Below are 20549 nucleotides of genomic sequence, written 5' to 3'. Positions count from 1 at the left end.
ATGCGGTTTGCCCAGGGAGGTACAAGATCTTGTCGCCCACCGTCTGCGGCCGCACCGGAGCGCGGCTCGTGTCCTGCTGGAGCCGACACGCACCGACCCGCCCCGCGGCCGGACCTCCAGAGCCCTGTACCCCGCCCCGCCCGTCCTCACCGCGCCGGACGCGGCGGCCTCAGGGCAGCGCCGGTTCGGGTTCCTGCGCCGGGCCGCCGGTCGCGATCCCCATCTCCGCGGTCACCCGCCGCCCCCGGTCGGGGCCCATCTCCAGCCGCACGAGCACCGCCGGCGTGGCGATGCTCGGGTAGATGTGCTGGTAGACGGCGGCCACCCGCTGTTCGAGGTCCGTCCGGTCGTTGAGGGTCTGGGAGAAGATCTGGGCGCCCGTCCAGCAAGCGGACAGGATCCAGGCCGTCTCGGCGGGATCGACGTGCGGGAGCAGTTCGCCCTGCTCCTTCGCCTCGCAGAGCAGCGCGCGCGTGAACTCGATCCAGCCCGGCACGGATCCTCCGCCGAAGATGTCGCGCATGCCCGGGCCCAGGGAGAGCCGGGCCCCCGCGCTGAGCATCGGCTCGTGCTTCATGCGGTATGCCAACACCAGTGCGACATCGACGAGTTCCTGGAGCTTGCTCTCCCGGTGGGGCACCCCGCCCTCGGCGAACTGCTCCTCGAGCACCCCCTGGGCCAGCTCCTGCTTGGAGGAGAAGTGGAAGTAGAGGGCGCCCTTGGTGACCCCTGCCCGGGCGAGGATGTCGGCGATGGTGGCCGCGTCGTATCCGCGCTCGTCGAAGACCGCCGCCGCCGCTTCCAAGATCGCGCGACGCGTACGTACCGCACGCTCTTGCCGTGCCACGGTGCCTCCGTTGTCCAGGGGTTGTGCCTGCCGGACCCCCTGACAGGATCCGCCACCCCATCAAAACCAACCAGAAGGTCCGTATTTTAGTCAAGCACCTCTATCCAGCCGGGCATCACAATCCGTCACCTCTCCACCAAACCCCCACGCTCTCTTCCGCCACTTGCTTCCCCTCCGCCTCACCTACCCCGCTTCTCGGCCCCCAGCACCACCGGCAGCTCCTGCAGTCCGTTGGAGATGAACGAGGCCACCCGCGGCAGCTCCCCGCCCTCCGCGGCCGCCGCCACGGGCTCCGGAAACCTCTCGAAGAACCGCTGCACGGCGATCGCGCACTCGGTCCGTGCCAGGGTCGCGCCCAGGCAGTAGTGCGTCCCGAAGCCGAAGGAGAGGTGCTGTCCGCGGGTCGCGCGCGTGACGTCGAACCGCTCCGCCTGCGCCCCGTGCAGCCGGGGATCCCGCCCGACCGAGCCGAACGACACCAGGATCGGGTCCCCTTGCGGGATCACCACCCCCTCGCCCATGTCGATGTCCTCCACCGCGAACCGCAGCAGCCCGTACGAGGCCGGCGGCTCGATGCGCAGCGCCTCCTCGACCACGTCCTCCCAGGAGGCGAGCCCCTCGCGCACCAGCTTCAACTGGTCCGGGTGGCACAGCAGTTCGTGCAGGGCCGTGCAGATGAGGTTGACGGTGGTCTCGTACCCGGCCGTGAAGAGCAGGATCAGGTTGTCGACCAGCTCCTTCTCGCTGAGCCGCACCCCGTCCTCCTCGCCGCCCGAGTCCCGGGCGGCGATCAGCACGCTGGTGATGTCGTCGCCCGGGTGCGCCCGCCGGTACGCGACCACTTCGGCCATGGTCACGTCCATGTCCACGGCGTTCTGCTGTGCGGCCTCGACCGTGATCGTCGTGTCGAAGAAGCCCCTGATGATCTTGTGCAGGGGTGCCCACGACCGCTCCGGGATCCCGAACAGCTCGAAGACCATCCGGGTCGGCAGTTCGTGCGCGAACTCCGCCCGCAGATCGACCACTCGGCCCGGCGGCAGCGCGGCCAGACCGTCCAGCAGCCCGTCCACGACCTCCTCGATCCTCGGCCTCAGGGCGGCGACGCGCCGCGAGGCGAACGCGGCGGCGACCGGCTTGCGCAGGCGCGTGTGCTCCTCGCCGTAGGCGGTGATCATGTTCTGCACCGAGACCCAGATCGCCAGCGGCCACTCGGCGCCGACCTCTCCGTCGATCCACGCCGGCCAGTGCCGGTAGGCGTCCTTCGACACCCTCGGATCCACCAGCAGCCTGCGTATGTCGGCGTGCCGGTTGACGGCCCAGCCGGTCACCCCGCCGGGCAGCAGCACCTGCGTCGCCGGCGCCTGCTCCCGGATGCGCGCCGCCTCGGCGTGCACGTCCGCTCCGGAGAGGTCGATCGCTATGGGGCACTGACGGGTCATCTGACGGCTCTCCCGGATGGTGGCGAACATCGGTCACAGGGTGCAGCGAGCTGCCGACACCCTGCGTTCAGAAACCATCCATCCGGTTCTTTTGGTGACCGGCGGCGGCCCCGATTCTGGCATTGCTGCACCCCGCCTGCCAATGGTTTGCAAGGCATGCCCTGCCGCATGACGTTCACTCAAGAACGACTCGCGCGCCACTCGTTGAACAACACGTGACGAGGCCCCGCCGGACCGGCGCATATGACCGGAAGGCCCTCTCCCACTTGGGCTGTGATCCCTCACGTCACGGCCGACGGCCGCCATCCTGATATTCGCTGGTCGACGTCACGGCGCCCCCGCGCCACCCTCTGCGACCGCACCCGCCGCCGGCGCACGAGCGACATCCACTCTCCTTCCGCACCTTGCAAACAAAACCGGAGAGTACGTATCTTGCGTCTCGCGTACGCACCCCGTCCCATCCGTCAAACGGCTCTGCGGGAGAGGTCCCATGACCATGCTGACGATCCGGAACAACGCTCCCGTCCTCCCGCTCCGGGGAGCGGCAGACCCCTGGACGCGCTGCAACGAGGCCCCGGTACTGACCACCACGGTGCCCAGGGAGTACGTCCACCGCAGCTCACTCGCCGAGGTCTTCCTCACCGGCTGCGACCGCACCGGCGACGACACCTTCTCCCTCACCGGGCAGTGGCCCCGCGCCCACACCTTCTTCACCAGCGCCGACGGCGGCGGCCACGACCCGGTACAAGCCGGCGAGACCGTCAGACAGACGGGGCTCTACCTCTGCCACGCCGTCTACGGAGTTCCCCTCGGCCACAACGTCCTCCTCTGGAGCCTGGACTTCACCTCCCGCCCCGAACAGATGCGCATAGGCCGCGGCCCGAGCGAACTCGACATGACCGCCACGTGCACGGACTTCACCTGGAAGGGCAGCCGCTTCTCCGGCTTCCTCCAGGTCGACATCCACCGCAACGGCGAACTCGCCGCCTCCGGCACCGCCCGCTTCACCTGCGTCGCCCCCGCCACCTACCGCCGGCTGCGCGGCGACCGCGGCCACGCCGGCTCAGCGCGTCCGCTGCCGCGCCGTACGCCCGTGCCCGCCGCCTCCGCCGGCCGGCTGGCCCCCTTCGACGTGGTCCTCGCACCCGCCGACCGCCCCGGCCGCTGGCTGCTGAACCCCGACCTCGACCACCCGATCCTCTTCGAGCACGCGAACGACCACCACCCCGGCATGGTCCTGGTCGAGGCCGCCCGCCAAGCCGCCTGCGGGCTCCACCGCCCCGGCACGTTCACCCCCACCGGCCTGTCCACCGAGTTCCACCAGTACGCCGAACTGGACGCCCCCTGCCGGGTGGACGCCACCCTCGTCGCACCCGGCCGCGTCGAGGTCACCGGCCACCAGATGGGCCGCACCGTGTTCACCTCGACGGTCACCGGCGCAGCCCAGGACCGGCCCGGCCCGCACCCTGTGCCGTGAGACCCGCACCCTGTGCGGTGACACCCGCACCCACCGCCCACCGACCCCCTCCGGGTCAGCGGCGACGCATCCGCTCCTCGCCGCGGTACCAGCCGGCGTACTGACCGAACGCCTGCGAGAACCGCGCCCCCGGGGACGCCGCCAGCTGCCCCCACAACCGCCCGCTGTCGTACCAGTGGTCCACCGCGAACAGCGACACCTGCCGCCGCACCACCGGATCCGGACCCTCCGGGCCCCCCAGCAACTCCAGGGCCCCGGACAGGTCCACCTCCCCCCGCGGCAGCGGCAGCCCCAGCTCCCGCGCCACCGTCCCCACGAGCTCCCGCGCGGTCACCGGCTCGGGATGACCCGCATGCAGCACACCCCTGACGCCCTCCTCCCGTACGGCCAACTCCGCGATCGCACCCGCCAGCGCGTCCACCGACACCACGGACATCCGGGCCCGCCCGCCGTCCACCCAGTACGGCAACCGCGCGAGCAGCCGCACCAGCGACGGCACCACCCAGCGGTCCCCCCGCCCGTACACCAGATGGGGCCGCACCACCGCCCCGCCCGCCGCCAGCACCATCCGCTCACCGACGAGCCGGGTCACACTGGTCACCGACTCCGGCTCCTCGGCGAGCTCCCCTTCCACCGCACCCCGGTGCGCCCCGTCCCGGTACACGGCAGCCGTCCCCAACTGCACGATCCGCCGCACCCCGGCCCGCTCCGCCTCGGCCAGCAGCGCCCGCGTCCCTTCCGCGTTGACGGCCCGGCACTCCTGTTCCGTGCCCCCGATCCGCGCCGCGAGATGCAGCACGGTGGCGACACCGTCACACAGCCCGCGCAGCGACCCGGAGCGCACGAGATCCCCCCGTACGCCTTCCACGCCCACTCCTGACGGCACATCGGCCCGGTGCGCCAACACCCGTACGGGCACGCCCTCCTGCACCAGACGCTCCACCACCGCGGAACCCACAAATCCGGTGGCGCCGGTCACCAGCACGACTCTTGCGGTCATCACGCCCTCCATCCCCTCGTGTTACGGTCGCGCGATGACCCGGGAGACCAGCAACTCTTTGATGGCGGGCAAATCGGCGCTGATCACGGGCGCGAGCGCGGGCATCGGCGCGGCCGCCGCACGCGTATTCTGCCGCGAAGGCGCCTCGGTGACCCTGGTGGCCCGCCGCGAACCCCAACTCGCCGCGCTCACACGGGAATTGTGTGCCGCCGGCCACCAGGCCCAGTACGTGGTCGCCGACGTCTCCCGCACCGAGGACGTGGCCCGCGCCGTCGCGGCGGCCGTGGCCGCGTACGGCCGCCTCGACGCGGCCTTCAACAACGCCGGCATCGGCGCGACCCCCCAGCCGATGCACCTGCTGGACGAGGACGCGTACGACACCGTGATGGACACCAACGTCCGCGGCGTCTGGAACTGCATGCGCCACGAGATCCGCGCCATGCTCGCGGGCGGCGGCGGCTCGATCGTGAACAACAGCAGCACCGCCGGCCTGGTCGCCACCCCGGTGACGGCGACCTACATCGCGTCGAAACACGCGGTCCTGGGCCTCACCAAGGCCGCCGCGTGCGAATACGCCGCCCAGGGAATCCGCGTCAACGCCATCGCCCCCGGCTCCACCCGCAGCGAGATGATCGACGACTGGCTCCGGCAGAACCCCGCGATGGAAGAGGTCCTCCTCCAGTCGGCCCCCCTCCCGCGCATGGCGAGCCCCGCGGAAATCGCAGAGGCGGCCGCCTGGCTCTGCAGCGACCGCGCGTCCTTCGTCCTGGGCACCACCTTGTCGGTCGACGGCGGCTGGACAACGCGCTAGCGGCCGGGACGCGGGGGAGAGGGCGGCCTCGGCGACCTCGGCCAGAGCCCGCACCCGTACACGACGCCGGGACGATGCCCGGATCTTTGTAGCTTCAGCCAGTACGACCGCCTGCCGCGACCCGTAGAGACTGCCAGCCAGAAGCCGCGGCCCGCCCCGCAGTCGGGAGGCGGGGACCGCGGCCAAGGGGCATGCCGAAACGGGGAGTACACCACCATGAGCGCACAGCAGCAGTACGACGAGATCGGTGAGGCATACGAGGGGTTCAAGGCCCTGCCGCTGGAGCAGTACGTGGTGGTACCCAGCTTCCTGGCCCTGGCCGGGGACGTACGCGGCAAGTCCGTCCTCGACCTCGCCTGCGGCACCGGCTTCTACAGCAGGGAGTTCAAGCGGCGCGGCGCCGCCGGGGTCCTCGGCATCGACGTCTCCGGTGAAATGGTCTCCGTGGCACAGCAGTTGGAAGAGCACGACCCGCTGGGTGTGCGCTACGAGGTCGCTGACGTGACCGAACTACGGCCCCTTGCGCAGCGCTTCGACGTAGGCCTTGCGGTCCAACTGCTCAACTACGCAACGGACATCGCCACCACGGAGCGGATGTGCCGCAACGCGCACCGGAGCCTGAAGCCCGGCGGCGAGTTCTTCCTGCTCAACCAGTCGCCCGACTTCCGCTTCGGCGGGCCGACCCCCGAGAAGTACGGGTTCCTCTCCGTGCTGACCGGCGAGGAGGCCGAGACCGGGCCGCAAGTGCGGACCACGGCGCTGCTCGACCAGCCGGTCTCCTTCGTCGCCAACCGCCCGCGCCGCGAGGTCTACGAGAAGAGCCTGCACGCGGCCGGATTCAGCGAGCTGACCTGGGTCCCGCTGACGGTGACGGAGGCCGGCGTGCGCGAGTTCGGTGCGGACCACTGGGCGGACTTCCACGCCAACCCCCCGCTGGAGATGCTGCGCTGCCGCGCCTGACACCCCACACCCCGCACCCGTGACCCGCCTCAGCCCGGCAGGCCGCCCTCGAGCAGCGCCAGCTCCTGCGCGCTCAGCGTGAGCTCCGCGGCCTTGGCCGAGTCGGTGATGGAGAGCGGGCGACTGGCGCCCGGTACCGGGATCACGGCCGGGGAGCGGGCGAGCAGCCAGGCCAGGGCGACCTGCTGCGGGCTGACCCCGCGCCCGGCCGCGACACGGTGGAAGGCGGTGGCGACGGAGGCGGGGCCGGCGGGGCCCAAGGGGCCGTCCAGCGAGCTGCGGGAGATGCCACCCAGTGGGCTCCAGGGCAGGAACGCCAGACCCAGCCGGGTGCTCAGCCGCAGCTCGGGCTCACTGTCGCGGACGGCGGGCGAGTACCGGTTCTGTACGCAGGCGAGTCCGCCGCCGAGGATCTGATGCGCCTGGCGGATCTGGGCGGTGGTGACGTTGGAGATACCCGCGGCGCGGATCGTGCCGGCGTCGAGCAGCTCGCGCAGCGCGCCGACGGACTCCGCCCAGGGCACGGCCGGGTCCGGCTTGTGCAGCTGGTACAGGCCGATCGCGTCGACACCCAGACGCGTGGCGGAGGCCTCGGCGGCCCGCTTCAGGTGGGCGGGGGCGGCGGTGACGGTCCAGCTGCCGTCGCCGGGGCGGCCCCGGCCGCCCTTGGTGGCCACCAGCACACCGGAGGTGTCGCCGCCGTAGCGGGCCAAAGCGCGGGCGATCAGCAGCTCGTTGTGGCCCGCCTCACCGGCGTGCCAGTGGTAGCTGTCGGCGGTGTCGATGAGCGTGACGCCGGCGTCGAGGGCGGCGTGGACCGTGGCGATGGCCCGCCTCTCGTCCGGGCGGTTCTCGATCGACAGCGGCATGGCACCCAGGCCGATGGCGCCGACGGCAGTGTGGGCGATGGTGCGGTACTGCATGGCAGCTCGATCCTCAGAAGGTGGGTGACGGCTCCGCGGCGAGGGCTTCGGCGACGGCGCCGGGCAGCCAGTCGATGGTGCGGGAGAAGGGAAACCCCAGCCCCTTCGCGCGCGCATTGCTCATGGCGTAGTGACGGTCGAAGGAGAACGCCGAAGCCTCCCCGCCCGCAGCGACGCTCCGGTAGACCGGCTCCCGGCCCGCCTGCACGGCGACGATCGCGGCGAAACCGTACACATCGAGCGGGCCGTCGGAACACGCGTTGACCGCACCGGTGAAGCCGGCCGTGGCCGCCCACAGCAGCAGCTCCGCCAACTCCTCGTAGTGGATGAAGACCGTGGGCAGCGCCCTCGCGTGCACGGCGATCTCCTCACCCCCGGCGATGCGCCCCGCATAGTGCGCCAGCCGGCCGGTGAACTCCTGCGCGCCGCCGCCGAGCACGTGGGCGCTGCGCACACTGGCGAACCCGAAGCCGCCGGCGCGGGCGAACACGGCCTCCGCCTGGCGCTTGCCCTCGGCGTAGTGCGCCTCCAGGTACGCGCCGTCGTGCCAGGGAAGGTCCATGGCCACCGGCCAGGCGGCCGGGTCCACGCTCTCCTCCGGCACCGGCGTGCCCGCAGGCACGGCCGGCAGCGCGGCGGTCGCGGGGTCGTAGACCTCGATCGTGGAGGTCATGACGTAGCGCCGGGTACGGCCGGCGAAGACACGGGCGGCGACGGCGGCCTGCACCGGGGTGTAGCAGACCTGGTCCACCACCACGTCGAAGGTGCGGGAGCCGACCGCGGCTGTCAGGGCGGCCTCGTCGTTCCGGTCCGCGACGAGGTGCTCCACGCCTGCGGGCGGCGACGCGGAGCCGCGGTTGATCACCGTGACCCGGTGCCCCGCACCCTGCAGGCGCTGCACCAGGAGCCTTCCGAAGTACCGGCTTCCGCCGATGACGCAGATCCTTTGCATACCCCCATCCTGGAGACCTATCGTCATCAGCAGAAGTCCTGACCTACTGGGTACGCATTAAGGAAAACTGTTGATCGATGTGCAACGGCTGCGCGTCCTGCGGGCGGTGGCGGAGCACGGCAGCTTCAACCGGGCGGCCACGGCCCTGCGCCTCACCCCCTCGGCCGTCTCCCAGCACATGGCCGCCCTGGAGCGCAGCCTCGGCACCCGGGTCGTCGCCCGCAGCACCCGCGGCGTCACCCTCACCAGGGCCGGCCAGATCATGGTCGGCGCCGCCGAATCCGTCGCCGCGGAGCTCGAACACGCACAACAGCAGGTCGCCCGGCTCGGCACCGGCCGTACCCGACTCACCGTCGCCACCTTCACCAGCGGCGGCAGACTCCTGCTGCCCCCCGCTCTCACCCGGCTCACGGCAACCCATCCCGACACCGTGCTCCACATCAGGGAGGGCGAACCCGAGGACACCCTGCCGCTCGTCCGCCAGGGCGCCGTGGACCTCGCCCTCGCCTACCACTTCGACGCCCCGCTACCCCTCGGGCCGGGCGCCGGCTCCAGCCTGCAGTGGACGCCGCTCCTGGAAGACCCCCTGCACGTCGTCCTGCCTCAAGGGCACCGACTCGCCGGCCGCGACGCCCTCGACCTCGCCGAACTGGCAGCCGAACCCTGGGTGCTCGGCTGCCTGAAGACCGAGGCGTACCTGCGCCGCTACGCCGAGCGCGCCGGCTTCGATCCGCACGTGCGCGGGACCACCACCGACTACTTCTTCGCCCGCTCGCTCGTTGCCGCAGGGACGGGAATCTCCCTGATCCCCTCCATCGCGCTCGCCCCGCACATCCCGGGCCTGTGCACCGTCCCGGTCACGCCGCCGGCGCCGATCCGCTACATCGGCGTCGCCGCGCTCAGCCGTGGCGACCGCCCCCACCTCACGACGCTCATCGACGCCCTCCGCGAGCAGGCGATCCGGCAGCACACGGGGAGTTGACCCCGCCACGGGGCCGGCCCGGCCCGCCGGCCCGTCGGCCGCACCGCGCCGCGGCCGCACCCCGTACTCAGTCGAACAGGTGCTCCCGGTCGGCCAGTTCGCGGTCGATCAGCTCCTGGACGGCGGTACGCGTGGTCTCGCTCAGCCCCCGGGCGGCGTCCCGGCGGGCGGCCAGGCCGTCGGGACGGGCCGGCGCCGGGATCGGTTCCCCGATGATGATCGTCCAGTTGGACGGCAGCGGGAACGGCGTGGTGACCGGGAAGTACGGCACGCCGAGCAGCCGGGCAAGAGTCGGCACCTCGCCGAGCTTGGGGCACGCCTCCTCCGCGCCGACGATCCCGACGGGCACCACCGGGGCACCCGAGCGGATGGCGGCGACCGCGAAGCCGGGGCTGAAGGGCCGCAGCCGGTACCGCTCGGTGAACGGTTTCTCCAGACCCGCGATGCCCTCCGGGTACACCCCGACGAGCTGCCCCGCGTTGAGGTGCTCGACACCGGCCGTCGGACCGATCGGCAGCGCGCCGTTACGGCGCGCGTGCCGCCCCAGGATGGGAGTGCGGAAGACGAACGGAGCCGCGAGGAAGCGCACGCGCCGGTCCAGCGCCCTGCCCAGGACCTTGTCCAGGACGAACGCGTCGAGGCCCCAGGCCCCGGAGTGATTGACGGCGATCACCGCCGGGCCCTGCGCGGGGATGTTCTCCAGGCCGAGCGCGACCACCCGGAAGTAGTCGTCGACGAGCCAGTCGAGGAGGCGGTCCCACGCCACACCGCCGGCTTCGCCGAGCAGCCTTCTGGCGGAGCCCAGTTCCGCCCCGGTCGCCCTGATCATCTCGACCACGCTGTCCCTCACGCCCGGACCTCACTCTCACGTCGCACCTCGGGCCGACTCACTGCCGGCGAGACGGTGTTCCGCCCCTTCAACGGCCGTGAGCCCTGCTGATCACGGCTGACCGGGACGGAAACCGCCCCATGTCCTCCGTTCGAGGGCCGGGGCGGGAGCGGCCCCCGTGTACGGCGCTCAGTCCGCCAGCCACCCCGCGGCACGCCGGACGTCGGAGGCCGCCCTCGAACACCGGTCGGCGTGCGCGAGGAGGACCATGCGGAACCGTTCGCCCGCCTCGCTCCCGCTCCAGCCGGTGTCGGCGGCGCACGCGGAGAGGCTCTGGGCATGCCGGTCCAGCCGGTCCGCGCCGACCCGCCCCCGCGCCCCGTACGCGCCGAGCGGCGCGGCCACGGCCACGGCGCGGGAATCGGCGGTGTCCGTCGGGCAGTCCACCGCGAACCGCGCATGGGGAACCACAGGGCGCACCGCGCCGGCGACTTGGCGGACGACCTCCCGGCCGACGCGCGCGGCGAACCCTGCGACGGCGCAGCCGGACGGGTTCCCGCACAGCGCCCACGCCGGATCCGTACGCTCGCCCTCCACGCGCCGCCCCAACAGCGCCGGGTCGTACAGGATTTCTTCCCCGGCTCCGATCGCCAGGCCCTGCGCGCGCAACGGTGCGCGTACCGGATACACCACGGCGGTCAGCGCAGGGTGCTGCTCCAGGGCCCGGCCCATGGCGCGGTCCGCGGCCCGGTCGGTCGCCTCCCCGGCCGACGGCGCCGTCCCCGTGGCATCGGCACGCGTTCCGGAGGCGTCCGCGTCCGCGGCGAGCAGGGCCAGGGCGTTCAGCGCCGGTACGCCGGTGGCCGCCGACACCATGGCCAGCGCGTGCGCGACGGCCTGGTGCGGCTCCGGCCCGCCCCGGCCGCCCGCGGCCAGCCGGCCGGCCAGGCAGCCGGGTTCGGGGTCGGCCAGGTACGGTGCCATCCGCCGTCGTACGACCGCCGCCCGCGCCCCGTACGCACGCCCGCCCGCCGCGTCCGCCGCCGCCGAGACCATCTCGCTCAGCAGGGTGTCCTCGGCGGCCTCGGAGCCCAGTACGACGTACCGGCTCAGCCGCAGCATGACGGCCTCCCAGCGGTCCCGGTCCAGGGTGCCGTCCTCCCGCCGGGCACCGGTCACCGCAGCGAGGTGCTCGGCCACCTGGGCGCTCAGCCCGCCGGCGCCGCCCTGCGCCGCCGCCTCCCGCGCGCCCGCCGGCACCACGTGCGGCGACAGCCCGTACCGGCGCCCGTCGGCCGCGAGACCGGACGGGGTACCCAGCGCCCCGGCGCCGTCGGCACGGGCCAGCAGGCTCTCGGCATCCGCCCGGGTCAGCGGTACGAGGAAGGCCCCGAAGGGTGTGCGCAGCCGCACCGGGCGCCCGTCCCGGCCGCTCCTCAGATGTGCCATCAGCCGGCTCGTCAGCCCGTCGAGGGTCAGCGCGTCCAGACCGAGCGTGCGCGCGGGCAGGTCCGCCCACGGCATCCGCCGGGCCACCAGCGCGGTGCTGAACAGCAGGTTCTCCAGGGGCCAGGCCGTCTCGGGCCGCGCCGCCGCCGTGGCCGGGCCGTCGGCATGGGTCATCGGTCGCTCTCCCTCGTGGGTTACGTGGTCACGTGCTCGCTCGTCACGCGCTCGCCGGTCACTCGTCACTTGTCACGCAGCATGTACGGCTGGTTTCCGACGATTACGCCGTCGTAGGCCCTGATCAGTTCGTTCACCCGGTCCCGGTGGTGCGCCATCTCCCCGCGCAGGCTGTCGGAGTACGCCTGCGGCGCGTGCGACAGCGGATAGTCGTAGGACTCGTCGAGCCAGGTCAGTTCGACCCAGCCGGCGGGGATGTCGTTGGGAGAGGCGGGCCCGCGCCCGTCGAGCATGGGGATCACGTCGTGCTTGTTGACCAGACTGATCACCTGGGTGGTGTGGTCGGCCGGGCGCTTGTTGTCGATGGGGGAGCCGAGCGTGACCACGTGGGTGATCCGGTGGGCGGACGCCAGCTCCACGTCCATCGCCAGGTTCATCGCCGTCAGTCCGCCCAGGCTGTGCCCGACGAACATCAGCTCCGACCCGGCTGGCACCCCCGCCCGCTGCAGCAGCTTCCGTGCCGCGCGCGTGTACGTCGTGTCGGAGCGCAGGAACCCGTCGAACGCGCCGATCAGGTCCTGCGGGGTGCTGTTGCTCGGCAGGACGAAGCTCGTACCGGGCAGCAGCAGCACGTACCTGACGCGGCCGTCGGCGCACTCGACGCGCCGCAGCAGCACCAGACCGTGGTTGCCGAGCGCACCGATGTCGTTGATGTAGCTGACGATGTCGTTGCGGGACGTCGTCAGGACCTTCGCGAGGATCGAGTCCGCCTCGGTCCGCTCCGCCCGCCCGGGGCCGGGGTTGAGGCGGGCGAGCAGCGAACTGGGCAGTCCGAGGAAGGGATCCGTGGTCGGCACCCCGCCGGCGAGCGTCACCCAGGAGAAGCCGTCGTTGACCGGGTTCTCGTCGAGCAGCCCCAGCAGCGCCAGCAGCTCCATGATCACCGGGCTGACGGTCGTCAGGGCGCGCGTCACGCCCAGCCGCTCGACCAGTGCGTGCAGCGCCCGCAGCGCCTCCCACCGGTTGCCCTCCACCATGGCGTCGGTGAGCCGCCTCGCCAGTGCCGAGCCGAGGTTCGGGTGCTCCACCACCGCGGCCTCGATGCGCAGCGCGAAGGCGTCCACGGCCATGGAGACCGCGGCCGGTCGGCGGTAGGTCACGCTCCCCGCCATCCGGGCCAGCTCCCCGGCGAGCCCGCCGTTCGGACCGAACCCGAGCCCCGAAGGGCTGGTCAGCGCCCTGGCGCACGACACCGCCGTGCCGAGCGCCCACCCGGGACGGCTCAGGGCGGCCAGCCCGAACCGCCAGCTGCTGAGCGCCCCGGTCAGTTCCGCACCGGCCCGCTTCGCGGCGAGGGCCGCATCCGCCAGCAGCACGGATGCCGCGACCAGGAGTTCCGTGTCGGGTCCCGCCGCCACGGGCCCGCCTGCCCCGGGGACGGCGCCGGGCCCGTCGGCGGCCGGCCTGCTCTGCCCCGGAATCGGCTGAGCCGCTTCATCGGCCACCTGAGGCGCCACGGTCTGCGGTGCCACGGTCTGCGGTGTCACGGTCCTCCCTCTCGTCCCTGTGCGGTGTTCGCCGCGCCGCCCCCTTTCGCCGGGCATGCTGGCACCGAAAGCGATCCACTGCGCGCACGCGTCAGGCCGCGGGCAGGCGCGATCCGCCCCCGGGCCAACGCCGCAGGGCGCTCGGACCCCGAATCCACGGGCTGCCGGGCGGGCCCGGCCATGCCGTGCCCGCCACCCGGAATTCGCCGGCCCGGAGGATGAGCCGCGGACCGCGGTGTTGACGCGTGCCGCTCCCGGCCGCCGCGACGGGGGCCGGCTGTTCGGTGCGGGCGCCGCCTTCGGTCAGGGCAGGAGGCCCGCCGGAAGGTATTCCGCGTAGGCCGTGGCCGGCGGGTTCGAGGCCTGCCGGACCAGGTCCCACACCCGGTCCGACTCCGGATCGGCCTCCGGGTCCTGCAGGGGCGTGCCGAGGCGGGTGGCGACGTCCTCGCGGAGGGCCGGGAGCAGGGCGTAGAGGCGGTCGCCGGGGCAGGAGGTGGCGTTGAAGTCGCGGTGGCCGTAGATCTCGGAGGCGGGCAGGCCGTACTGGCTGCAGATGTGGGCGCACAGGTCGGCCAGCATCGCGTACTGCGCCGCCGGCGGGGCCTGCGAGGTGTACGTGCCCTCGTTCTCGATGCCGATCGACACCGTGTTCTGCCCGACGCAGTGCGCCGCGCGCACCTGCCGGGTGCCGGCGCGCAGCTCCGCGAGGCTGTTGTGGCGGCCCTCCAGCACGAAGGCCCCGCGGCTGATGGTGAAGTGCTGACCGGTGTCGATCCAGCCCTGCGCGTCCATGTGGTACGTCTGGATCGCACGGGCCAGGGCGAAGGCACGCTGCTTCGAGTAGTCCGTCACGTTCGCCGTCGCCGTGTGGTGGACGATGATCCGCTCCGGGCGGTTGGCCAGGACGACGACGGGCTCGGACGGGGCCCGCGCACCCCAGGCGGCGCAGCCGATGACGTCGGGGCCGGCGGCGGAGTGCGCGCGCCCGGCCGCGGCGAGCGGCAGTGCCGCCGCGGCGGCCAGGGTGAAGCCGCCCGTGAGGACCGACCGGCGGGTGTGCAGTGCGGAGAAGGTCATACGGTGCCCGTTTCCGTAGGGGGCTGCCCATTGAAGGGACCCCGCAAGCACGGGTCGCGCAGACACACCGGGCCGCGGACGGACTGGCCCCGGCCGGCCGCGCCGCGAGGGGGGCCTCGTGCACCGCGAAGCCGTGCTGCGCACCGTCCAACTCCACCGGTTCGGCGGGCAGGTGGCGGCGGAGCCCGCACCGCCTGCGTCCGGGCAGATGGGGGACGGGTCTACTCACGGGCTGGTTACCGTCGGGCCTTGTTGCCCGAGCGAGCGGTTGCCGCCGTACCTGCCGGGAAAGGCGAGAGGGGCTCCGGGCGGTGCCCGGAGCCCCTGCGGGGCCCCTGCGGGCCAGGTGAACCGGTCACCACTTGTTGTGGCAGTTCCAGTGTCCCGGCACCCAGTGGGTGGCGTGGTGGCCGGGCACCCAGTGGTTCTGGGACCAGCCGTGGCCGTACCAGCCGGGGTGCCAGTGGCCCCGGTGGTCGTAGTGGCCGGGGTGCCAGGTGCCGTGGTGCCACTTCTTCTCGTAGTGGCCCTTGCCCCACGTCTTGGCCCAGTGCCCCTTGGTCCACGAGCAGCGTTCGTGATGGTTCGACCGGTGGTTCTTGTCGTCCCGGCGGTCATGCCGGTCACGGTCGCGGTCGCGGTCCCCGTTCGGAGCAGTGGCCACCGATGCCGATGCCGATGCCGGCGTCGAAGCGGCGGCGGCCGTGCCGGTGGCCGCGAGCGTGGCGCCGCCCGAGAGCAGGCCGGCCACGGCCGCGCCCGCGAGCAGGCTGCGGGTCCGCACGGAAACGGTCATGGGTCTCACCTCCTTCTGCTTCACGAGTGAGCGGATGCTCGGCCCCTGCTTCCGCAGGGGGCTCGTGAAGGGATTCAGTACCGTCCGCCGGAGGGATTGGAAAAGCATCAAACCGGCATATATGAGGACGCATCGTCGCCTTGGTCTGGTTCCCCGGTCAGGCGGGGAGGGGGAGGCGCAGCAGGGGACTGGTGGTGGGCTCGGGCGAGCCGCCCGCGGGTTCGAGGGTGAGACCGACGGCGCGGGCGTCTGCGGGATCGCCTTGCATGACGACGGCGCCGTCGCTGTGGACGAGGCCGGCGGAGCGCTTGGTGCCGTGGTCGTCGAACCACAGTTGGTAGGTCTTGCCGGCGCGCGGGACCGGCAGGCCGCTGCTGGCGAAGACGGCCTGGCCGCGCAGGGCCGAGGTGGTCACGGACGTGGTCGCTCCGGTGGTGGTGCGTCCGTGCACCGTCCGGGAGTCGGGGGCGGTCATGACGGCGGCCAGCTCCTGGGCCTGCCGGGTGGCCTGCTGAGCCTGCGTACGGGCCTGTTCGGCCTGCTGGTACTGGTACGCGGCGAGTCCGCCGAAGGCCGCGGCGGCGGCGATGCAGGCCGCGGCGGCGAAGGCTCCGGCCCTGCGCCTCAGGACTGCGGTGAGCCGGGCCGACGCCGTGGGCCGGGCGTGCGGGAGCGGCTGCGGGACGGTTTCGATGCGGTGCAGGACCGTCTGCCTCATCGGGGCGGGTGCGGGCAGGGCGGCCGCCGCGGCCAGGCGCGCCACCGCCGCCTCGAACTCGCCGACCTCCTGGGCGCAGGCTTCGCAGTGCCGGAGGTGTGCGGTGAAGGCGTGCAGTTCCTTGCCGGTGAGTGCGTCGAGTGCGTACGCGCCGGTGAGGGTGTGCAGGTGTTCGTCGTGTTTCATGTGGTCACCCCCATGCAGTCGCGCAGCCGGATCAGTCCGTCGCGCATCCGGGTCTTGACGGTCGCGAGCGGAGACCCCAGCCGGTCTGCGACCTCGCGGTAGGTCAGGCCCCGGTCGTAGGCGAGGGTCACGGCCTGGCGCCAGAGTTCGGTCAGGCTCTCCAGGCCTGCTCGCCCTCGAGCCGGCCCTCCACCTCTTCGGCGACCTCGTCGAAGAGCCTGTGCCGGTCGCGAACGGCGGTGGCGTGCTCGCGGTCGGAGGAGGCCCGGGCGGACCGGACGCGGTCCACCGCCCTGCGGTGCGCGATCGTCGCCACCCGCGTCATGACGGTTCCCTGCTCGGGGCGGTAGCGGGCGGCCTGACGCCACAGGTCGATCATCACCTCCTGCGCCACCTCCTCCGACTGGGCCCGGTCCCGGACGGCTTTGACGACGATCCCGAACACGGTGGCGCAGACCGCGTCGTAGAGGACGGCGAAGGCGTCCTTGTCGCCGTGACCGACCCGCTCCATCACCTCCTGCAGCCGCGGCCCGCCCGCGTCCGCACTCCGAAACCGCACGGGCTGTGTCACCGGCACCCCCTCGCGCGTCGCCGGGCGCCGTACCGCGGCCCGGCGCCGCGGCGGCCACGCCCGCCCTTGTGCCTCGCTGTCATCAACGGCTCTTTCGCCGAGAAGAAGGACCGGCCCCGTCCTGGGGCCGGCCATGGTGCCCCCTGGTCTCACCTCTTCTTCGTAGCGGGCATTTGTGCGGATTGCCCCGATCGGCAATGCCGCATCCCGCCCGTCATCCGATCGAGCGAAACCGGCATCCACCGCCCAGCCGCTGCACCTGCGCCACCGGGCAGGGCGCCGAGCGCTGCTCACGCAGGCCGCCGTCCGCGGGCCGGGCTACTTGAGGTACGGCTCAAGGAGCCTGTTCCATGACTTCCTGATCTGTTCGTACTCGTGCCGGCAGCCCTCGGCCCGAAGCTCCGGCAGTACACCCTCCGGGTTGCCGACGGCGATGACGACCGACTTGAAGGCGTCGGGGTCCGAGCCGTACAGCCAGCAGATCTCGTTGTAGAAGCGCTGCGCGCTGAGCGAGTGCTCGTCGGAGAAGAGGCCGGAGAGGTCTCCGGCCTCTTGCGCGTCGGCCAGGGCGCCCCATGCGTTGAGGGTGCTCACCGCGTAGTCGATGCGCTGCTCGCCGCCGGTGGCGAGCAGCAGTGTGGCGAGCTGGTCGACGGCGTCCTCCTCCTTGCCGGTGATCGGCAGGTCGTACATGTCGACCAGGCCGTGACCGAGCTCGTGCAGGAGCACACCGTTGGAGAACCCGATGATGTCGTCGTCCACGGCCCCGGCCCGCTCCGCCGCACTGCCGGAGCCTTCCCGGGCGGCCTGCTCCCGGAAGACGGGCCCGGTCTCGTCGACGAGCTCGTAGCAGTACGTGATGTCCCTCGCCTGCGGGTCCCAGGAGGCGTTCGCCCCGCCGCAGCTCTTCGCGATCACGGGCACGTCGTAGGACAGCGCGATCCGGTCGTCGACGAAGGCGGCGACGCGTTCCAGGACCTCGTTGTCCTGCAGGAACCTCTGGATCCGCCGGTCCTGGGCCGTCCTGCCGGTGTCGTACCGCGGGATGAGCCGGCCGTGGCCCGCCGAGGCGGACGCGGATGCCGGGACGGCCGGGGACTGCACGGCCGTCCTCGTCTTCGGGCCGGTGGGGCCGTTGCCGGTGGGCGAGCAGCCCGCGGCGGCGGCGATCACGGACACGGCCGCGACCGTGACGGCGCCCGCCGCCCGCATCCTGGCTGCTCTCACCGCTGTCACCCCTCGGCGCGGTACATCCTCCGTCACAGCCTGCTGCTGCGGTGCCGCCCCGGCCCGCGCATGTGCGCCGGCCGGGTGAAAACGCGGCACCGGCCGGCACGGGCGGCCCCGCACCGGATCGGGAATACCCCGGGCGCACCCCTCGTTCCGGAGTATGGTTGAACTGTAAACAATCTTGGGAAGGGGAGTCATGCAGTTCGGGATCTTCACCGTCGGTGACGTCACAGCCGATCCGACGACCGGACGCGTGCCAAGCGAGCACGAGCGCATCAAAGCGATGCTCGCCATCGCGCAGAAGGCCGAGGAGGTCGGCCTCGACGTCTTCGCCACCGGCGAGCACCACAACCCGCCGTTCGTCCCCTCCTCACCGACGACGATGCTCGGCTACATCGCCGCACGCACCGAGAACCTGATCCTGTCCACCTCGACGACACTGATCACCACGAACGACCCCGTGAAGATCGCCGAGGACTTCGCGATGCTCCAGCACGTCGCGGACGGCCGCGTCGACGTGATGACGGGCCGCGGCAACACCGGCCCGGTCTACCCCTGGTTCGGCAAGGACATCCGCGACGGCATCGACCTCGCCATCGAGAACTACGCGCTGCTGCGCCGCCTGTGGGACGAGGACACCGTCACCTGGAAGGGCAAGTTCCGCACACCGCTGCAGTCCTTCACCTCCACCCCGCGCCCGCTGGACGGCATCGCACCCTTCGTCTGGCACGGCTCCATCCGCTCGCCGGAGATCGCCGAACAAGCCGCCTGCTACGGCGACGGCTTCTTCCACAACAACATCTTCTGGCCCGCCTCCCACACCAAGCAGATGGTGAACCTCTACCGGCAGCGCTACGCCCACTACGGGCACGGCACCCCCGAACAGGCCATCGTCGGACTCGGCGGCCAGGTGTTCATCGCCAAGAACTCACAGGACGCGGTCCGCGAGTTCCGCCCCTACTTCGACAACGCACCCGTGTACGGCCACGGCCCGTCCCTGGAGGAATTCACCTCCCAGACACCGCTCACCGTCGGCTCGCCGCAGGAAGTCATCGAGCGAACCCTGTCCTTCCGGGACTACGCCGGCGACTACCAGCGCCAGCTCTTCCTGATGGACCACGCGGGCCTCCCCCTCAAGACCGTCCTGGAACAGCTCGACCTGCTCGGCGAAGAGGTCGTGCCGGTGCTGCGCAAGGAGTTCGCGAACCTGCGCCCGGCCGGCGTACCGGACGCGCCCACACACCCCGCCCGCGTGGCGGCGGCCCAGCAGAACCCGAAGGAGGACAGGCAGGCATGAAGCTCACCGTCATATCGGCCGGCCTGAGCTCGCCCTCCTCCACCCGCCTGCTCGCCGACCGGCTCGCAGCCGCGACACTCGGCCACGTGGACGCCGAGCCCGAAGCGATCGAACTGCGCGACCTGGCGACCGAGATCGCCCAGCACTTCGTCACCGGCTTCCCGCCCGCCCGACTGGCCGCCGCACTCGACGCGGTGGCGGCCGCGGACGCCCTGATCGCCGTCACACCGGTATTCGCGGCCTCGTACAGCGGCCTGTTCAAATCGTTCTTCGACCTCATCGACAAGGACGCCCTCACCGGAAAGCCGGTGCTCATCGGCGCGACCGGAGGCACGGCCCGGCACTCCCTGGCCACCGAACACGCTCTGCGCCCGCTGTTCACCCACCTGCGCGCCCTCGTCCCGCCGACCGCCGTGTACGCGGCCTCGGAAGACTGGGGCGAGGACGGACTGGCGCAACGGATCGCCCGCGCGGGCGCGGAACTGGCGCGCCTCATGGCGCCCGCCGCCCGGGACGCCGCCCCCGACCTCGACACCGCCAACGCGATCGCACCCCGTTCACTGACAGGGGCCATCACCTCGACGGATCCGGCCGCCGGCTTCGAGATCGTGCCCTTCGCACAGCGGCTGGCCGCGCTACGGGCCGAGTAACCGCAGCCGCTCCGGAACCAGCCCTCCCTCGGCACACGGATCCCGTCACAGCGCGGGGCTGTCACATCCGGAAGGTCTGCCCGGTCTCTGCTGCGGAAGGCGACAAACGAAGGGGACGCGGATGAAGACTCTGCTCGTATGCACGTCCGTATCCCACGGCAACACCCGTCGCGTGGCGCAGGCGATGGCCGACGTACTCGACGCCCGCGTGGTCGCACCGCAGGAAGTGGAGGTCGCGGCCCCGGCAGGCTACGACCTGGTGGGCTTCGGCTCCGGTGTCTTCTCCCAGCGGATGCACCCGGACCTGCTCGGGTTCGTCCGCGCCTTGCCGGCGTCGTCGGGGCTGGCCTTCGCCTTCGCCACGAGCGGCCTGCCGCAGCTGCCGCTCGCGCCGTTCACCCGCCCGTTGGTACGGCTCCTCCAAACCAAGGGCTTCGCGGTCGAAGACACCTTCACCTGCCGCGCCTTCGACACGTGGACGCCGTTCAAGCTGATCGGCGGCATCAACAAGCAGCGTCCGAACGAGGACGACTTGACCGCCGCGCGCGCGTTCGCCCAAGCACTCAAGAACCACTCCACCACCACAGCCTGACCCGCCACCCGCCCTCGAGAGGGGGTGTACCTGGATACA

General features: G+C 72.3%; 19 protein-coding genes and 1 pseudogene. 7 read left to right on the top strand and 13 right to left on the bottom strand.

The annotated features are described in order from the left end of the window. Positions 1–169: 169 nt before the first annotated feature. Complete coding sequence (locus tag OG332_RS00510; protein ID WP_327411536.1) at positions 170–847, bottom strand: ScbR family autoregulator-binding transcription factor; 678 nt, start codon at positions 845–847, stop codon at positions 170–172. Between the two features lie 179 nt (positions 848–1026). Beyond that, positions 1027–2316, bottom strand: a complete 1290-nt coding sequence (locus OG332_RS00505; RefSeq protein WP_327411535.1) for a cytochrome P450 family protein — start codon at positions 2314–2316, stop codon at positions 1027–1029. A 460-nt stretch (positions 2317–2776) separates the two neighbouring features. Here OG332_RS00505 and OG332_RS00500 point away from each other — a divergent pair, with 460 nt between their 5' ends. Continuing rightward, positions 2777–3763 carry a ScbA/BarX family gamma-butyrolactone biosynthesis protein gene (locus tag OG332_RS00500; protein ID WP_327411534.1) on the top strand — a complete coding sequence of 329 codons (987 nt, stop codon included), beginning with the start codon at positions 2777–2779 and terminating at the stop codon, positions 3761–3763. A 55-nt stretch (positions 3764–3818) separates the two neighbouring features. Here the strand turns inward: OG332_RS00500 and OG332_RS00495 are convergent, their stop codons facing one another. Beyond that, the gene (locus tag OG332_RS00495) at positions 3819–4763 is read right to left on the bottom strand and encodes an NAD-dependent epimerase/dehydratase family protein (RefSeq protein WP_327411533.1); all 945 of its coding nucleotides are present in this window, start codon (positions 4761–4763) and stop codon (positions 3819–3821) included. A 34-nt stretch (positions 4764–4797) separates the two neighbouring features. Between OG332_RS00495 and OG332_RS00490 the strand changes: the two genes are divergently transcribed. Further along, positions 4798–5574: an SDR family NAD(P)-dependent oxidoreductase gene (locus OG332_RS00490; protein ID WP_327411532.1), complete on the top strand. Its 777-nt coding sequence runs from the start codon at positions 4798–4800 to the stop codon at positions 5572–5574. A gap of 216 nt (positions 5575–5790) precedes the next feature. Continuing rightward, positions 5791–6534 carry a class I SAM-dependent methyltransferase gene (locus tag OG332_RS00485; protein ID WP_327411531.1) on the top strand — a complete coding sequence of 248 codons (744 nt, stop codon included), beginning with the start codon at positions 5791–5793 and terminating at the stop codon, positions 6532–6534. 29 nt (positions 6535–6563) lie between these two features. Here the strand turns inward: OG332_RS00485 and OG332_RS00480 are convergent, their stop codons facing one another. Next, positions 6564–7457 (bottom strand): aldo/keto reductase, encoded by an 894-nt coding sequence (locus OG332_RS00480; protein WP_327411530.1) that lies wholly within the window; start codon positions 7455–7457, stop codon positions 6564–6566. Positions 7458–7470: 13 nt separating this feature from the next. Further along, positions 7471–8409 (bottom strand): NAD-dependent epimerase/dehydratase family protein, encoded by a 939-nt coding sequence (locus OG332_RS00475; RefSeq protein ID WP_327411529.1) that lies wholly within the window; start codon positions 8407–8409, stop codon positions 7471–7473. Between the two features lie 70 nt (positions 8410–8479). Between OG332_RS00475 and OG332_RS00470 the strand changes: the two genes are divergently transcribed. Further along, a complete protein-coding gene (locus OG332_RS00470; protein ID WP_327411528.1) occupies positions 8480–9391 on the top strand; it encodes a LysR family transcriptional regulator in 912 nt (303 codons plus the stop codon). A gap of 67 nt (positions 9392–9458) precedes the next feature. Here the strand turns inward: OG332_RS00470 and OG332_RS00465 are convergent, their stop codons facing one another. The 8 genes and pseudogenes from OG332_RS00465 to OG332_RS00430 all read right to left on the bottom strand — a co-directional run bounded on the left by OG332_RS00465 (position 9459) and on the right by OG332_RS00430 (position 17968). Further along, a complete protein-coding gene (locus OG332_RS00465) occupies positions 9459–10241 on the bottom strand; it encodes a lysophospholipid acyltransferase family protein (RefSeq protein ID WP_327411527.1) in 783 nt (260 codons plus the stop codon). 168 nt (positions 10242–10409) lie between these two features. Further along, a complete protein-coding gene (locus OG332_RS00460; protein WP_327411526.1) occupies positions 10410–11843 on the bottom strand; it encodes a hypothetical protein in 1434 nt (477 codons plus the stop codon). 65 nt (positions 11844–11908) lie between these two features. Next, the gene (locus OG332_RS00455) at positions 11909–13390 is read right to left on the bottom strand and encodes a lipase family protein (RefSeq protein WP_327411525.1); all 1482 of its coding nucleotides are present in this window, start codon (positions 13388–13390) and stop codon (positions 11909–11911) included. 303 nt (positions 13391–13693) lie between these two features. Next, positions 13694–14470: a peptidoglycan recognition protein family protein gene (locus tag OG332_RS00450; protein ID WP_327411524.1), complete on the bottom strand. Its 777-nt coding sequence runs from the start codon at positions 14468–14470 to the stop codon at positions 13694–13696. A 355-nt stretch (positions 14471–14825) separates the two neighbouring features. Further along, positions 14826–15266 (bottom strand): hypothetical protein, encoded by a 441-nt coding sequence (locus OG332_RS00445; protein ID WP_327411523.1) that lies wholly within the window; start codon positions 15264–15266, stop codon positions 14826–14828. 157 nt (positions 15267–15423) lie between these two features. Beyond that, positions 15424–16170 (bottom strand): anti-sigma factor, encoded by a 747-nt coding sequence (locus OG332_RS00440; RefSeq protein ID WP_327411522.1) that lies wholly within the window; start codon positions 16168–16170, stop codon positions 15424–15426. Next, positions 16167–16681 (bottom strand): annotated as a pseudogene (locus OG332_RS00435) (sigma-70 family RNA polymerase sigma factor). Before OG332_RS00435 ends, OG332_RS00440 begins: the two are co-directional and overlap by 4 nt. Positions 16682–17059: 378 nt before the next feature. Beyond that, complete coding sequence (locus tag OG332_RS00430) at positions 17060–17968, bottom strand: DUF4344 domain-containing metallopeptidase (RefSeq protein ID WP_327411521.1); 909 nt, start codon at positions 17966–17968, stop codon at positions 17060–17062. A 199-nt stretch (positions 17969–18167) separates the two neighbouring features. On the opposite strand from OG332_RS00430, the gene OG332_RS00425 reads away from it, so the two are divergent. The 3 genes from OG332_RS00425 to OG332_RS00415 all read left to right on the top strand — a co-directional run bounded on the left by OG332_RS00425 (position 18168) and on the right by OG332_RS00415 (position 20510). After that, a complete protein-coding gene (locus tag OG332_RS00425; protein ID WP_327411520.1) occupies positions 18168–19268 on the top strand; it encodes an LLM class flavin-dependent oxidoreductase in 1101 nt (366 codons plus the stop codon). Further along, entirely contained in the window at positions 19265–19918 is a 654-nt protein-coding gene (locus OG332_RS00420; RefSeq protein ID WP_327411519.1) for a CE1759 family FMN reductase, read from the top strand. The genes OG332_RS00425 and OG332_RS00420 overlap by 4 nt, the downstream gene beginning before the upstream one ends. Before the next feature lie 121 nt (positions 19919–20039). Next, the gene (locus OG332_RS00415) at positions 20040–20510 is read left to right on the top strand and encodes a flavodoxin family protein (RefSeq protein WP_327411518.1); all 471 of its coding nucleotides are present in this window, start codon (positions 20040–20042) and stop codon (positions 20508–20510) included. The last annotated feature ends 39 nt before the right edge of the window (positions 20511–20549 follow it).

The organism is Streptomyces sp. NBC_01233 (assembly GCF_035989305.1).
GTDB lineage: Bacteria > Actinomycetota > Actinomycetes > Streptomycetales > Streptomycetaceae > Streptomyces.
This window is presented reverse-complemented; position numbering and strand designations above follow the sequence as displayed.

Coding starts and splice junctions, on each gene's coding strand:
- OG332_RS00505 (WP_327411535.1), bottom strand. CDS start 2,316: ATGTTCGCCACCATCCGGGAGAGCCGTCAGATGACCCGTCAGTGCCCC.
- OG332_RS00500 (WP_327411534.1), top strand. CDS start 2,777: ATGACCATGCTGACGATCCGGAACAACGCTCCCGTCCTCCCGCTCCGG.
- OG332_RS00495 (WP_327411533.1), bottom strand. CDS start 4,763: ATGACCGCAAGAGTCGTGCTGGTGACCGGCGCCACCGGATTTGTGGGT.
- OG332_RS00490 (WP_327411532.1), top strand. CDS start 4,798: ATGACCCGGGAGACCAGCAACTCTTTGATGGCGGGCAAATCGGCGCTG.
- OG332_RS00485 (WP_327411531.1), top strand. CDS start 5,791: ATGAGCGCACAGCAGCAGTACGACGAGATCGGTGAGGCATACGAGGGG.
- OG332_RS00480 (WP_327411530.1), bottom strand. CDS start 7,457: ATGCAGTACCGCACCATCGCCCACACTGCCGTCGGCGCCATCGGCCTG.
- OG332_RS00475 (WP_327411529.1), bottom strand. CDS start 8,409: ATGCAAAGGATCTGCGTCATCGGCGGAAGCCGGTACTTCGGAAGGCTC.
- OG332_RS00460 (WP_327411526.1), bottom strand. CDS start 11,843: ATGACCCATGCCGACGGCCCGGCCACGGCGGCGGCGCGGCCCGAGACG.
- OG332_RS00450 (WP_327411524.1), bottom strand. CDS start 14,470: ATGACCTTCTCCGCACTGCACACCCGCCGGTCGGTCCTCACGGGCGGC.
- OG332_RS00445 (WP_327411523.1), bottom strand. CDS start 15,266: ATGACCGTTTCCGTGCGGACCCGCAGCCTGCTCGCGGGCGCGGCCGTG.
- OG332_RS00440 (WP_327411522.1), bottom strand. CDS start 16,170: ATGAAACACGACGAACACCTGCACACCCTCACCGGCGCGTACGCACTC.
- OG332_RS00425 (WP_327411520.1), top strand. CDS start 18,168: ATGCAGTTCGGGATCTTCACCGTCGGTGACGTCACAGCCGATCCGACG.
- OG332_RS00420 (WP_327411519.1), top strand. CDS start 19,265: ATGAAGCTCACCGTCATATCGGCCGGCCTGAGCTCGCCCTCCTCCACC.
- OG332_RS00415 (WP_327411518.1), top strand. CDS start 20,040: ATGAAGACTCTGCTCGTATGCACGTCCGTATCCCACGGCAACACCCGT.